This is a genomic window from Methanosarcina horonobensis HB-1 = JCM 15518, from assembly GCF_000970285.1.
GTDB lineage: Archaea > Halobacteriota > Methanosarcinia > Methanosarcinales > Methanosarcinaceae > Methanosarcina > Methanosarcina horonobensis.
On the sequence record NZ_CP009516.1, the window covers coordinates 2424122 to 2437827 of the forward strand.

The 13706-nt window shown below is 40.9% G+C and carries 15 protein-coding genes and 1 tRNA gene; 10 read left to right on the top strand and 6 right to left on the bottom strand.

Features of this window, described 5'->3' with window-relative positions:
• Positions 1–112: 112 nt before the first annotated feature.
• The 5 genes from MSHOH_RS10555 to MSHOH_RS10575 all read right to left on the bottom strand — a co-directional run bounded on the left by MSHOH_RS10555 (position 113) and on the right by MSHOH_RS10575 (position 4789).
• On the bottom strand, positions 113–1174 hold the full coding sequence (locus MSHOH_RS10555) for an ABC transporter ATP-binding protein (protein WP_048139504.1): 1062 nt from the start codon (positions 1172–1174) through the stop codon (positions 113–115).
• A gap of 27 nt (positions 1175–1201) precedes the next feature.
• Entirely contained in the window at positions 1202–1891 is a 690-nt protein-coding gene (locus MSHOH_RS10560; protein WP_048139506.1) for an ABC transporter permease, read from the bottom strand.
• 141 nt (positions 1892–2032) lie between these two features.
• Positions 2033–2920: a substrate-binding domain-containing protein gene (locus MSHOH_RS10565; protein ID WP_052730818.1), complete on the bottom strand. Its 888-nt coding sequence runs from the start codon at positions 2918–2920 to the stop codon at positions 2033–2035.
• A gap of 735 nt (positions 2921–3655) precedes the next feature.
• Complete coding sequence (locus MSHOH_RS10570) at positions 3656–4333, bottom strand: M48 family metalloprotease (protein WP_048139507.1); 678 nt, start codon at positions 4331–4333, stop codon at positions 3656–3658.
• A gap of 96 nt (positions 4334–4429) precedes the next feature.
• Positions 4430–4789 (bottom strand): BlaI/MecI/CopY family transcriptional regulator, encoded by a 360-nt coding sequence (locus MSHOH_RS10575; RefSeq protein WP_048139510.1) that lies wholly within the window; start codon positions 4787–4789, stop codon positions 4430–4432.
• 374 nt (positions 4790–5163) lie between these two features.
• On the opposite strand from MSHOH_RS10575, the gene MSHOH_RS10580 reads away from it, so the two are divergent.
• The 7 genes from MSHOH_RS10580 (at position 5164) to MSHOH_RS10610 (ending at position 11081) form a co-directional block, all read left to right on the top strand.
• A complete protein-coding gene (locus MSHOH_RS10580; protein WP_048139512.1) occupies positions 5164–6339 on the top strand; it encodes an ABC transporter permease in 1176 nt (391 codons plus the stop codon).
• Positions 6332–7054, top strand: coding sequence for an ABC transporter ATP-binding protein (locus tag MSHOH_RS10585; protein ID WP_275425568.1), 723 nt, complete (start codon positions 6332–6334; stop codon positions 7052–7054). Before MSHOH_RS10580 ends, MSHOH_RS10585 begins: the two co-directional genes overlap by 8 nt.
• Before the next feature lie 4 nt (positions 7055–7058).
• Positions 7059–7550 carry a Fe-S-containing protein gene (locus tag MSHOH_RS10590; protein WP_048139514.1) on the top strand — a complete coding sequence of 164 codons (492 nt, stop codon included), beginning with the start codon at positions 7059–7061 and terminating at the stop codon, positions 7548–7550.
• A gap of 181 nt (positions 7551–7731) precedes the next feature.
• The gene (locus MSHOH_RS10595; RefSeq protein ID WP_239451331.1) at positions 7732–8496 is read left to right on the top strand and encodes a GNAT family N-acetyltransferase; all 765 of its coding nucleotides are present in this window, start codon (positions 7732–7734) and stop codon (positions 8494–8496) included.
• Between the two features lie 100 nt (positions 8497–8596).
• Positions 8597–8668: transfer RNA gene (locus MSHOH_RS10600), tRNA-Cys, on the top strand.
• 92 nt (positions 8669–8760) lie between these two features.
• Positions 8761–10056, top strand: coding sequence for an O-acetylhomoserine aminocarboxypropyltransferase/cysteine synthase family protein (locus MSHOH_RS10605; protein WP_048139516.1), 1296 nt, complete (start codon positions 8761–8763; stop codon positions 10054–10056).
• 323 nt (positions 10057–10379) lie between these two features.
• Entirely contained in the window at positions 10380–11081 is a 702-nt protein-coding gene (locus MSHOH_RS10610; protein WP_048139517.1) for a CDGSH iron-sulfur domain-containing protein, read from the top strand.
• Between the two features lie 284 nt (positions 11082–11365).
• On the opposite strand, the gene MSHOH_RS26020 is transcribed toward MSHOH_RS10610, so the two are convergent.
• Complete coding sequence (locus MSHOH_RS26020; RefSeq protein WP_082089488.1) at positions 11366–11533, bottom strand: threonyl-tRNA synthetase editing domain-containing protein; 168 nt, start codon at positions 11531–11533, stop codon at positions 11366–11368.
• A 125-nt stretch (positions 11534–11658) separates the two neighbouring features.
• On the opposite strand from MSHOH_RS26020, the gene MSHOH_RS10615 reads away from it, so the two are divergent.
• From MSHOH_RS10615 to MSHOH_RS10625, 3 genes are read left to right on the top strand one after another with little or no spacing between them, the layout of a single operon-like run.
• Positions 11659–12636, top strand: a complete 978-nt coding sequence (locus MSHOH_RS10615; protein ID WP_052730819.1) for an NADH:flavin oxidoreductase — start codon at positions 11659–11661, stop codon at positions 12634–12636.
• A gap of 58 nt (positions 12637–12694) precedes the next feature.
• On the top strand, positions 12695–13054 hold the full coding sequence (locus MSHOH_RS10620; protein WP_048136859.1) for a transposase: 360 nt from the start codon (positions 12695–12697) through the stop codon (positions 13052–13054).
• Between the two features lie 5 nt (positions 13055–13059).
• Positions 13060–13500, top strand: a complete 441-nt coding sequence (locus MSHOH_RS10625) for an IS5/IS1182 family transposase (protein ID WP_052730774.1) — start codon at positions 13060–13062, stop codon at positions 13498–13500.
• Positions 13501–13706: the final 206 nt, after the last annotated feature.

The window sequence follows — 13706 nt, forward strand, 5'->3', positions numbered from 1 at the left end:
CATTGACCTGGCGCGTATAACAGCTAAAAAAGAAAACATCAGCCATGCCCGGTTTTTGCATGCCAGCTTCTCTGCTTTCTCCTGGAAAAAAGTCAAACTAATCATTTGTGATTCAAAACACATGAACTGAAGATGCTTTAAAATATAACCAGACATTGGTTCCTACAGAAATATCGAGTTCATTAAGAGATTCGCGAGTTATAAAAACAGTAAATAATTCACCGGTATCAACTAGTAGTTTTATAAGTGATCCTGTGTCAATTATGTCATTAACTTTACCCTGAATTGTGTTTCTGGCACTGGTTTGCACTTTTTCCTTGGATACTGTTATTTCATCAGGCCGTACAGTAAAATTAACTTTACCTTTTTTTTCTGTTAAAGTGAATACAGTTATCGAATCTGTTTTAATTTTTACTAAACCAGTTGAACTATCCTCAATTTTACCACTCATTACATTCTCAATACCAACAAAGTCAGCCACAAATCTATTTTTCGGTTTTCTAAATATCTTCTCAGGCGTTCCGGATTGTAGAATTTGACCGTTATAAAGTATAATCATCTTATCTGCAAGCTTTTGACCCTGTGAAAGGTCATGAGTAGTCGTTATAATGGTTGTTTCAGACTCATGGTTAATTTTTATGATTAGTTCTTCCAGTTTCTTTTTAGATATAGGGTCAAGATTTGCAGCAGGTTCATCCAGTAATAGTAGCCTGGGATCGGTAATCATTGCCCGTGCAAGAGCAAGCCTTTGAGTTTCTCCACCTGACAATTTAAGTGCATTTCTATTCTCGTAACCTGAAAGACCGATCAACTCAAGGAGTTCTTTGATCCTCTCATCCATATTCTCTTTTCTTCCCCTGATTTTCAAACCATAAGCAATATTATCGTAAACGCTGGCCTTAAAAGCAAGCGGCTTTTGAAAAACCATTCCAATTTGCCTTCTTATAGCCAAGCGGGTATTACTGGATTCATTAGCATCGGTACCTTCAAAATATATGGTTCCGGAGGACGGTTTTTCCAGTAAATCAATTAGTCTGAGCAGAGCGGTTTTTCCAGATCCGGTTGGTCCAACAAGAGCAGTACTGGTTCCCTTTTTTATTTGTATGTTAATATCCTTGAGAACCTGGAGATCTCCATAATTTTTGTAAATTTCTTCCAGTTCTACTATGTGCATTCTTACACCTGACTATATGTTATTGCATTAATCTTTACCCTGCAAATAATTCAATAATAAATTGATTATCAGAGCCAGGGAAAGAAGTATAAATCCTAAAGCTATTGAAAGTACCAGATTACCTCTGGATGTTTCAAGAGATATGGCAGTGGTAAAATTTCTTGTAAAGCCTCTGATATTACCCCCAATAAGTATGGCAACTCCCACTTCTGATATAGCCCTTCCAAAACCAAGTATTACAGCACTCATTATAGCATAACGAGCTTCCTTTATGATGGTAATTATTGTTTGATGCGTACTGGCACCCAGAGATATTGCTAATTCTCTTATCTGGGTGCTAACCCCGACAAGAGCAGTGATAGTAAATCCTATAAGAATAGGTAGTATTAGCAATGTCTGCCCTATTATCATCCCGGTGGGAGTAAAAAGAAGGTTTAAAAACCCGAAAGGGCCCTGTTGAGATATCAGCAGGAAAAGAAAAAGCCCCACTAAAACTGTAGGGATGCTGTAAAGGGTTTGAATGAGATTGACTATTGTTCGTTTTCCTCGAAATTCATAGTAATAGACTATTCCACCGACGGGAATGGATATTAAGGAAGCTATGAACGTTGCAGTTAATGAGATATAAAGACTTAATTTCGTTATTCTTATCAATTCAGGATCGAGTTCTGTTATTAATTCTACTGCCTGTAAAATTGCCTGGATAATTTCATTCAAGTGACCACCTGAATTTGATACGCCTTGAAGTTTGGTAATCTCGTAGTTTATCTGGTTATTTCAGTTTGTCCGAGTTTTTCCGGCTAAAAAATTATTGTTCAAGTTATTCTGGCCAAAGATAGTTTAAGGTTTAATCCATTCTCAGGATGGTAAACCCTCAGATATTGGAGTAAAAAGAGGTTGTCCATATTGTTCTATACCATAATTTCTGATTATTTCCTGCCCTTCCGGAGAAACAAGGAAGTTTACAAAGTTTCGAGCCCCTTCATAATTAACATTTGGATGAATTTCCGGGTTTACTGGCATAGCTGCATAAACATTAAGCAGTTCATCCCCTGTTGTTACTATTGGTACAATCCGGATTCTCCCCTCGTTCGTATATGCAAGAAATGTCCCGGAATCGGTCAAAGTATAAGCATTCAGTTCACTGGCAAGTAAAAGGGTTTCTCCCATGCCTCTACCGCTTTCAATGTACCATTCACCCGAACCACTAACTTCATCATAGCTTACTCCAGTCATTTCCCAGATTTGTTTCTCTCTTGCATGTGTGCCTGAATCATCTCCGCGAGATGCAAATTTAACCTGATCGGGATTACTTTGACCTTCTTCCATTATCTTCTCAAATGCTTCCGTAGCATTAAGGCCCCTTATTTCTGCCGGATCATTTTCAGGACCCACAATCCAGAAATAATTATATGCTATTTCTGTACGCTCTGTACCGAATCCGCTCTCTATAAATTCCTCTTCTCGACTTTCGTCATGAGTAAGAAGAACATCAGCATCTCCTCTTTCACCGTACTGCAGGGCTATACCCGTACCTCCGGATATCACCGATACGTCTGTTCCGGGATATTTATCCTCAAATGCTGCTTCTATTTCTTCCAAAAGCCCTGTATCTTCTAAACTGGTTGTAGTAGAAACTATTAATCGTGATGTATCTGGTTGTGTAGACACCGTATATGCATAAATACCGGCAGCTGCAATCAATATAACCAGTATGCCAATAATTGCCAGGTTTCTTCGATCCATTTTATTCTCCCAATTAGTTATAATTTTGTTCCCCCAGTTAGTTATAATATTCCATTAATGTTTAGTTCAAAATACGTATTTAACCATAATTATTATGGTTTTTCAATTAGTTGTGTTAATAAGTATTACATTAAATTATTGGGTTGATCTTATGAAAAATAAGTGCGAGAAATGAGCCTAGAAATAATTGAAAATCTTTACAAGAGCCCGGTAAGTTCCTTAATAAAAATAGGAAAATGGAAGAAGAGAAAATTTGAAAGTTAATAAAATAATGAAAATAAACGTAGAAAAAAGTATTTTTTTCATTTATGATTTAATTCTGTTTCATTTGAACGTTTTTCAGTCAGGTTTTTTAATCGTTATTTTCTTTTAGGTTTCTTGTTGGTTTCTTATTGTTTTTACGTTATGGTGGTTATTTTTCCATCTTTTTTTCTTCTTTTTTGTCTGCTAGGCCGCTCTCCTTCGTCGAGCGTGACAAGAACGGTTAGGTAGAGCGAATGACGTTACATGGGTCAGAATTTTAATCGATCCTGTCGAGCTCAGCTCACTCTATTATCTATAAACTAGTCCTCTTGAGCGAAGCGAAAAGGACCTCGTGCTCCCGAAGCGAAACTCGGGAAGCGAAACTCGGGAAGCGAAACTCGGGAAGCGAAACTCGGGAAGCGGAACTCGGGAAGCGAAACTCGAAATAAAAATCATGTTCCTGAGGCTAACTTTGCGAAGAAAAACTCGGTTTTAGTTCAGTTTTTTCCTCGCAGACTTCACTGCACTTTCACTAACAACTTCTCCGGCAAAAGCGTCAGCAAGAAATTCAAGTTCATCTTCGGAATGGTTTTTTGTGAAAGTCATTAGAGATAGCTGTCTCAATAGAGGAGTCCTGTTGTTATGCCGGATATGCCATGCCTCGTGGGCAATTACAGCCTTTAACTCCTGTTCATCCATGAGCTCAAGCATCCCGATTGATAAAAAAATGGTTTTTCCCGAAGCAAAAGCTGCTGGCACTGCTGAGTCATAAAAATAGACTTTTGCTCCTTTGATTAAAGTATTTACAAATACCTGAGGCCAGTCCATTATATCCGTAATCGGCAGGGTTCTGTGTCTTCGGATCAGGATTTTGTAGTATACTCTTGGGAGAAGTAGAATAATTACGGTTGAAAGAATAGCGTAGGCTGTATAGATTTCGATTGTCAGCATTTGACTGCACTGCATAGCCGAAATAATAGTGCCTATAAGCAAAACCATGAATAGCTGTGCAACAATAAACGAAGCAAGCCTGAGAATCGGCTTTCCGGCTTTAAGGTAAAGCGTGAAGAATACCAAAGCCAGGAATGCTTCTATTCCTATTATCGGTAAAAGGTCGGAACCGGTGATGCATGTAATATAACAGTCAATTTCCTGCTTTATAGAAAACATATCCCCTGCTCATGACTACTCAAAAAAACACTTAAAAAGCACTTTTCCAGAAATCACTCAGGACTCACTCAGATTTCATTCAGAATTCACTAGGGTTCACTTATTATTTTTGTAAGTGTGAAAGTTTTCAACAGCCAGTTTCCCAAAAGTATCTACAAGACTGTCCAGAACTTTTTTTGTAATAGTATTTGCGGTTTTGTCCATGGATTCGGACGCAGAGTAAAGATACCTGACCCGATTGCCGCTTTTATCCATTGTTCTTTTTGCAAAACCGGCTTTTACAAGCCTGTCAAGCGTCCCTGCCACACTGGATAACGGAATTCCTGTTTTTTCGGAAATCTCAGGTGTTGTTGACTCCTCAGTTGTCCACAAAACCTCCATAATCTGGGCTTCAATGGGGCTGAAAAATTTGGTCAAACCCTCATTGGAAAGATTTATCCGGTCTAACTTAACCATGGCTTTACAACTGCTGTAAACGAATATAAGTCTTATGATAAGCTTAAGATTGCTGTTTTTCTATCTGGGCCTGTTCAGTTTCTGATAATTTGTCCTTTTAGTACCAGGTATTTTACATCTGGCGTAAAGTTAAAGTACGTTTACACTCAACGTAAAGCCAGATCTTTACGCCAGATGTATAGCAAGTTTTATCCAATGTAAATTAGATTGCAAGTTCAGTTCAACGTGATATTCGGTTCGGTTGGTATCCAATTTATTTGACATTTGATTCAGTTTGATCTTTGATTTAACGTCAAAATTGAAAAGTAGGGCATTAAAGCGAATCTATGAACCAAGCGGATCTGTGAACCGGGAATAAGTGTTGAGGAGTAGAAATGCGTTTACACACCTTAGTCTTAAAAGACATATCCCGCAGGAAAACAAAACTCGGGCTGGCAGTGTTGAGTGTGGTAGTGGCTGCTGCAGCAATAGTAGCTGTGGTCACCACATTTTCCGCAGCAACTGACGGTCTCTATGAAGAATCAAATAAATTCGGTGCAAACATCATAGTCAAGCCCGAAGTAACAGCTATTCCACTAGTGGCAGGTTCGACCTCTATTGGTTCTCTGTCTACAGGAGAGAACTACATTGAGGAATCGGAAATTCCCAGAATTCATACTATTGAGAATAACAGTAACCTCGCAGTTGTAGCCCCCAGATTGTATGGAATTGCAGAACTTGGCAATTCTTCCGTAGTTGTAATGGGCGTGGACCCTGAAAAGGAAAAAATCCTCAAACCCTGGTGGAAAATTCAGGGGCACTGGATGGCTGCAGAAACTCCAGAGAAGACCGAAGTAATGGTTGGCTCGGATATAGCCGGTCCTCTCGGGCTTAAAGAAGGCTCTCCTATAACCCTCAGCCAGGGTTATATTTCCATTGGGGCTCAGGTAGCCGGAGTAATAGAGAGTACAGGCGGCAATGAAGACGGATATATAATTCTCCCTCTTGAAGCATCCCAGCACCTGCTTTCCAAAGAAGGTAAGGTGAGCAGCCTGGAGGTAAGGGCGCTGTGTAATGACTGTCCTGTCGAAGAAATAAGCAGGCAGATAGAAGAAGTGTTCCCCGGACTTGAAGCCAGGTCCATGAGCCAGATCGTAGAAACCGAAATGGCAGTGGTAGAGCATACCGAGTCTTCGGCAATGGCAGTCTCGATAATTACCCTGCTCGTGAGCACATTAACGGTTGCATCCACAATGCTCGCATCCGTAAATGAAAAGCTAAAAGAAATAGGAATCATGCGTGCGGTCGGAGCAAGCGACAGGCAGGTAGTTTCAATGCTTCTCTTTGAAGGGGCTATCATAGGAATAATCGGTGGTGGTATCGGCTTTGCCATCGGAACGGCAGCCTCGTCGATTGCCGCACCCATGCTGGTTTCGGTGTCGCCTCCTCCAATGTGGGAGATCCTGCCTGCTGTTGCCGGCATCTGCATGGTTACCGGAATGGTAGCTTCTATTATCCCTGCAAAAAGAGCTCTCGGAGTTGACCCTGCGGAGGTGTTGAGAAGTGTCTGATTATCCTGAAACTCCTGAAATGTCCAGTAATCCTGAAAGTTTTTCAGAAAACCTGCCTGCAAGCCTGATTCGAGTCAAAGATGTTACGAAAAAGTACAGGCTTGGACACAATGAGGTCGAAGTTCTGCATAGTATTAATCTTGAAGTCAAAGAAGGGGAATTCATATCCATTATGGGTCAGTCGGGCTCAGGAAAAACCACTTTGATGAACATTATCGGGATGCTGGACAGACCTACTGACGGAAGCATCCTCATCAAAAATACAGATATTACAAAAAAATCCCAGAAAGAACTTGTCGATTTCAGGCGCAGAACTGTTGGGTTTGTGTTCCAGCAGTTTCACCTTATCCCCTCTCTCACTGCCTATGAAAACGTTGCCCTACCCCTGACATTTGCAGGGGACAGAGAGAGAGGTGCAGTAGAAAGTGCTCTTGAAAGAGTCGGACTTGCACACAGGATGCATCATAAGCCGGTAGAGCTGAGCGGGGGAGAGCAGCAGAGGGTCGCAATTGCCAGGGCTGTAGTCATGAAACCGAAGATCCTGCTTGCAGACGAGCCCACAGGGGCACTTGATGCAAACACAGGTTCAATGATAATCTCTTTACTAAAATCCCTGGCAGGAGAGATGACTGTCATAATGGTCACTCACAACAGGGAGCTTGCAGAATATTCGGACCGCATTGTATATTTAAAAGACGGAAACGTGGCGGAGTGAAAAAATGAACATAAAATTAATCGGTATGGTTTTGTTAGCGATTGCAGTATCTCTCGTGGTAGCGGGGTGCACGGATATCGGATCCTCGGGTAAAGCTAATGCAAGCCCTGTAGAAGCGACCTGGATTACTGCTGGAGTCAGTGCGGACCAGGTATCCATTCCACTCAGTTTCGTAGAAGAGAACACAAATGTTCACTTTAAAGTAAACACCGACAGCGGAGAAATTGCGGTTATGACATACAAATTTAATGATGAGATCTTTATCAGGTCCAATGTATGCCCTCCATGCAACTCAATAGGATTTACTCTTGATAAGGACACCCTTGTCTGCGATTCCTGCGGCACTGTTTTTGATGCTGCAGAAGGAACTGGCATCGGAGGAGGCTGTATGTCTTTCTCCAAGGAAAGTATCCCTTACACGATTTCGGACGGGAATATTGTTATGAAGCTCGATGATGTGGTAACTGCCCACGAAAAAACTGTGGAGATTAATTAAGAGCCGTGAAGTTTTCACGTTAAGCCTTTCGCAATTGAGTTATAACCAGTTACAGTAAACATATTCCGGTTTAAACTATCAGAGTCGGATGAGGTTTGCTGCTATCTATTTCCTAGCTCAGCTGCGTAAGTCCTGAGTTCACTGCAAATACGAACAATCATCTGTTTATGCTGGGCTTAAAATGAATGAAATTGAAGTTAGAGAATTGATGCCATCCGAATTCAGAGAATGGGATTTGCTTGTGGAAAAAACCCAACCCGGTACACCCTTTCACACAAGTGACTGGCTGGAAATCTACAGGAATGTCCTTTTAAGAGATATAAGGATTTACGGGTGTTTCAGAAACGATGAGCTTGTAGGGGGATGTCCCATTTTTGTTAAGAGCCTAAAAGGAATCCTAAAGGTAGCATCTTCGATATGCAGTATGACTGACTACTGCGGACCCCTTATAAATGAGAGTTCAAGCTCAAAAACAAGTAAACGAGTGCAGGAAAATCATGAAATTCTTAACGCTCTCAGAGAATTTCTCTGTACGCAGGGCTTTGACAGCATTCACCTTAAATTCTCTCCGGGATTTGAGGACATCAGACCATTTACATGGAATGGATGGGACTCAAAGGTTCACTATACCCATTACCTGGACCTGAAAGAAAATGTAGATAATAACATTTCAAGGACAATCCGGAAAGACCTTAAATCCGCAGCTGAGGCAGGACTCGAAACAAGGATTTGGAGCGATCCTGAAACATATTATGGCCTTCTTTCTAAAGTATATGAGAGACAGGACCAGAAAATACCATTACCCAGGAGCTTTTTCGAAAAGGTCTTTGACCTGATCCGGAAAAAAGACATCGGTTATATGCTTGTTTCCGAAACTCCCGAAGGAGAAGCAGTCGCAGCAGTTTTTTCTCTTCTTTCTGTTTTGTATCTATTTTTCAGTGATTGATCGTTTATTGATCTGTTTTCAGGTACTTTTTGCCTTGAAAAATAGGTTTAAATATTAATAATGGGTATGATCTGTTGTCAATTCACAATTGTGAATATATGCTGAGATGGCGGAATGGCTACGCGGTGGACTGCAAATCCATTACATCCCGGTTCGATTCCGGGTCTCAGCTTAGAGGTAATTTGTGGTATAAAGACACAGAAAACGCTTCGACAAAAATTTCAGATAAACGAAAATTATCAGGCAAAAAGGAGAACAATTCTAATGGCGGCAAAGAAATATAAATTAGGAACACTTGCCCTTCACGCTGGGCAGACTCCTGATCCAGCTACAGGATCGCGTACAGTACCGATATACCAGACAACATCGTATGTTTTTCGGGATACTGAGCATGCAGCCAACCTTTTTGGCCTTAAAGAGCTTGGCAACATCTATACCCGTCTGATGAACCCTACCACTGATGTGTTCGAACAGCGCATAGCTGCCATTGAAGGCGGAACTGGCGCCCTCGGGGTTGCATCCGGTTCAGCAGCAATAACTTATGCCCTGCTTGCAATTACACGAGTAGGAGACGAAATTGTGTCCGGAAATAACCTCTACGGCGGTACCTATGAACTTTTTAATTACACATTTCCAAAGTTAGGAAGAAAAGTAACCTTCGTAGATTCGGCCAATCCTGAAGCTTACCGCCAGGCTATCACGGAAAATACACGGGCTATTTATATCGAGTCAGTAGGGAACCCGAAGCTTGACGTTCCGGACTTTGAGGCGATTGCAAAGATTGCACATGAAGCCGGAGTTCCGCTCGTTGTTGATAATACGAGTGCTGTAGGGCTTGTCCGTCCCATTGACTACGGAGCCGATATAGTCGTGCATTCTGCAACCAAATTCATAGGCGGGCATGGTAATTCAATCGGGGGCTCGATAGTTGATTCCGGAAAGTTCGCATGGAACAACGGCAAGTTTCCGGAACTCACAGATCCTGACCCGAGTTACCACGGCCTGAAATACTGGGATACTTTTTCAAATTTCCCGGGGCTTGGGAATGTAGCATTTGTCTTTAAAGTAAGGCTTCAGCTCCTCAGGGATACAGGTGCTGCGATTTCACCTTTCAACTCATTCCTGCTGCTTCAGGGGCTTGAGACCCTGCACCTGAGGATAGAAAGGCACGGAGAAAACGCCCTCAAAGTGGCAAAGTACCTGTCAGAGCACCCTAAAGTTTCATGGGTCAATTATCCAGGTTTACCGGACCATCCAAGTCACGAGCTTGCATCCAGATATCTCAAAGGCGGTTACGGTGCACTTCTGGGCTTTGGCGTGAAAGGCGGCGCAGAAGCAGGGAAACAGTTTATTAACTCTCTGAAGCTGTTTTCACATGTTGCAAACATAGGCGATTCCAAGAGCCTTGTTATCCATCCAGCAACCACCACACATCAGCAATTGACTCTAGAGGAACAGGCAGCGACAGGAGTTACGCCGGACTATATACGCCTGTCCGTAGGCATTGAGGATATAGACGATATAATCTCAGATCTGGAACAGGCTCTTGCGAAAGTGTGACCTGTATACATCTAAAGCTCATCCCAAAACCAATTTTATTTTCATATCAATAAGAGTTTCATAATTGTGTTCATTGTCAGAGGGGGGAGTGGTTATTCCAAACTCGAGATTAAGGGAGGAAATTTAGAGTTTTGGGATAGGCTCCTATAAGATCCATACGGACTCCAGACAGCATAATATAGGGAACAGGAACTTTTTTGTTTTTGATGAGCACTGGCTCATCACAGCTCTTTTTATAATTTTCAAGCATCCAGGATAATTATAGAAATCCAAACATAGTTTCTCATATTATATAATCCCAAAAAGGAGAATACAATGTAACTATGGCAAATGAAGCTGAAAAAAAATCAAAAACTTCGGAAAACTCTATGAAAATCACTGTAAGCAGGAATGGTCCGTATATCGTGACCGGTAGGGTCCCACTCATTGTCTCGGAGATTCACAGTGATGAGGAAGGTTACTGCATAAACTGGCAGGAAATCAAAAGATACCCCTTGAAGGAAAAGTATGCCCTATGCCGTTGCGGTCATTCCGGGAACAAACCTTTCTGTGATGGGACTCATACGAAGATTCACTTTGACGGAACCGAAAAAGGAGACTATGAATCTTTTAGTGAAGGCGCGATCGTTGTTTCTGGTCCTGTGCTGACTTTAAAAGATAATAAACACCTTTGTGTCCACGCCGAGTTTTGCTTAAGAGCAGGCGGAATATGGAAGCTTATAAAGCGATCCGATTATCCTGAGGCAAGGGATATAGCTATTGAGGAGGCATACAACTGCCCTTCCGGAAGGCTGGTAATCATAGATAGTACTACCGGAGAGAAGATTGAGCCCGAATTTGAAAAGTCTATAGTTGTTGTTGAATATCCATCTCGAAATGAACAGGGACCACTCTGGGTACGAGGTGGAATCCCTGTAGAATCCGCAGATGGTAGAAAGTACGAAATCAGGAACCGTGTAACTCTTTGTAGGTGCGGAAAATCGGAGAACAAGCCTTTCTGTGACGGTAGCCATTTTGAAAGATAAGGATGAAAAAAAGGGACAATGGGAGTGAGTTCAGGCCCTTATCATTAAATTACAGGCTGGAGAGCCAAATGAAAATGTTTTTCAGGGAGAGAACCTCTGAAGTTAGATTTATAGAACTTGTAAAACCTGAATGCAGATCACAAAAAAGGTGTATGAACTCTCTGTTTTTGAAGAGTGCAACTCTTACGATTATCTTGTAACTTGTCCTGATTACATCTTCTGTAAATTCTATACTTGATTTGCTTTCAGATAGATGTCCGAAAGAACGCAGGACTATCTTATTTCTACCTGTTTTTTAGCCAGCTGATGTTATTTACAGCCTTTTTAACAACTTTGTCCTTCTGATCCTCGTCTTCCTCCTCAACATTTATAAAAATGACCAGTGAGTTCTTTGTGGATTTTTCCGTGCCACAGGTTTCAACGGAACCTACATGGATATATAAATCGGGAATTCAGCAAAAATGTGATCTAGTTTCTCATTATCCGAACTTTTGCGGCAAAAAGCAATATAGGAGGAATTCAAGAAAATTCATTAAAATTCACTAATCCCAGAAGAAAGAAGTTAGCGGGGAATAAAATGACCAAGATAACAGACGAATTGGTGATTCGTGGGAATCACATTAAGAACAGAATTGTAATGGCCCCTATGGTCACTTTTTCCTTTCATGGGGATAACGGATCTTATTATGGTAAGCAGCACATTGAGCATTATACGAAGCGTGCGAAAGGTGGTGCTGGTCTTATCATTGTGCAGGCTACCAGCGTTTTTGGGGCTGTGGATTTCACAGGCATGTGGTCAACAGGTGATATTGCAGCTTTAAAGCAAATTGCGAGCAACTGCCATGAATACGGTGCAAAGATAATTATGCAGCTTCATTGCGGCAATATGGATATTAACGAGTTGTCAGCCGAAGAAATTCATTCAATGCAGATGAATATGAAACAGGCAGCCATTCGTGCCTGTGAAATAGGTTTTGACGGCGTTGAATATCACTTCGCTCATGGGTTTACCCTATGCAAGTTTATTGATGCTTCTTATAATCGCCGAACAGACCAGTATGGCGGTGATGCTCTAAACAGAGCAAGAGTTTTAACACAAATTCTACCGGAGATCCGGAACAATACTCATAAAAATTTCATTGTTGGCGTGCGCATGGGTGAGTATCTGCCGGAAAGCAGAGACGGCATTGAAGCAGCCAGAGCCTTTGAAAAAGCCGGTGTTGATTTACTTCACATTTCATTTGGTATGCAGCCCCCGACAAATCCGGTTCCTGAAGGTTTCATATGCAGTCCCATAACCTATAGCGGATGCAAGATCAAAAGAGAAGTAAATATTCCCGTTATTGCAGTCAATGAAATCCGTACGGAAGAACAGGTTCGATTCTTAATTGAAAATGATTATGTAGATTTTGCTGCTATTGGCAGGGGAATGTTAGCTGACCCTGAGTTTGCCAACCATGTGATAAACAGCGAGCCTGTAAACATGTGCTCCGGATGTAAGAGATGTTTCTGGTTTAGTGACCATAATTTATGCCCGGCAGGAATTGACGAATGAATTTATGAATGAGCCTATCCCAAAAGTAATATTATGCTGAAATTATAAATATAGTTATATGTCATTCCATGAAATCGATGACGTTCTATGGGAATCAATAGAGCCTTATCTTCCTCCTCAGAAACCACATACAGGAAGACCACGTGCAAATATGAGGAAGTTAATGAATGGTATTTTGTACGTTGTTATGACAGGTTGTACATGGAAAGATGTTCCTCGCCGCTATGGTTCTAAATCAACCGTTCATAGATTCCACCTCTACCTCTGTGAACATGGAATTTATCAGGAAATCTTTAATGAACTTTTAAACAAAGGTTATGATTTGAAGAAAATAGATCTCTCTCATTGTTTTACTGATACAAAGGATATTCCGACTAAAAAAGGGGGAATATCGGCTACGACGGTCATAAAAAAGTAAAAGGAATAAAATTAAGCGTTTTAGTAGACTTACAGGGTCTACCTCTCTCTATAATTGTTGTTCCCGCAAATGAGAATGATTCAACACTTTATATACCTACACTTAAAAATTTCAAGATAAAAAGACCTGTAGGAAGGCCTGTTAACAGGCCTTCAAAAGTAACAGCTGATGGAATGTATGATACAGCTAAAATTAGAAAATATAACAGAAAAAGAGGAATAAAGTCCAATATACCAGTAAATAAAAGAAATAGGAAGAAAAAGAAGATAGGAAGACCAATAAAGGTAGATCAGAAAGAATACAAAATGAAAAGTATAGTAGAAAGGTTCTTTAGCTGGATAGAGTCATGTAAGAAAGTATTTCCAAGATATGAAATAAAAGAGGAATCATATCTAGGAGTCGTAATGGTAGCAGCAGTAATTAGATTAAATGAAGTTTTGGGATAGGCTCAATACTTAAAGGAGGCTTTACTCTAAGTTTTTTCTTTCAGTAAATCATACCTGCCGACTCGTTAAGAATCCTTTTTCCAATCCTCGGTTTTAACGCACTTTCATTACGAGATCCACTTCTATACCGAACAAGCGAGATCAAAGCGACTTAATAAATTATAAAATCTGTTTTTATAGATTCATCTTTTTTGATATATTTTATA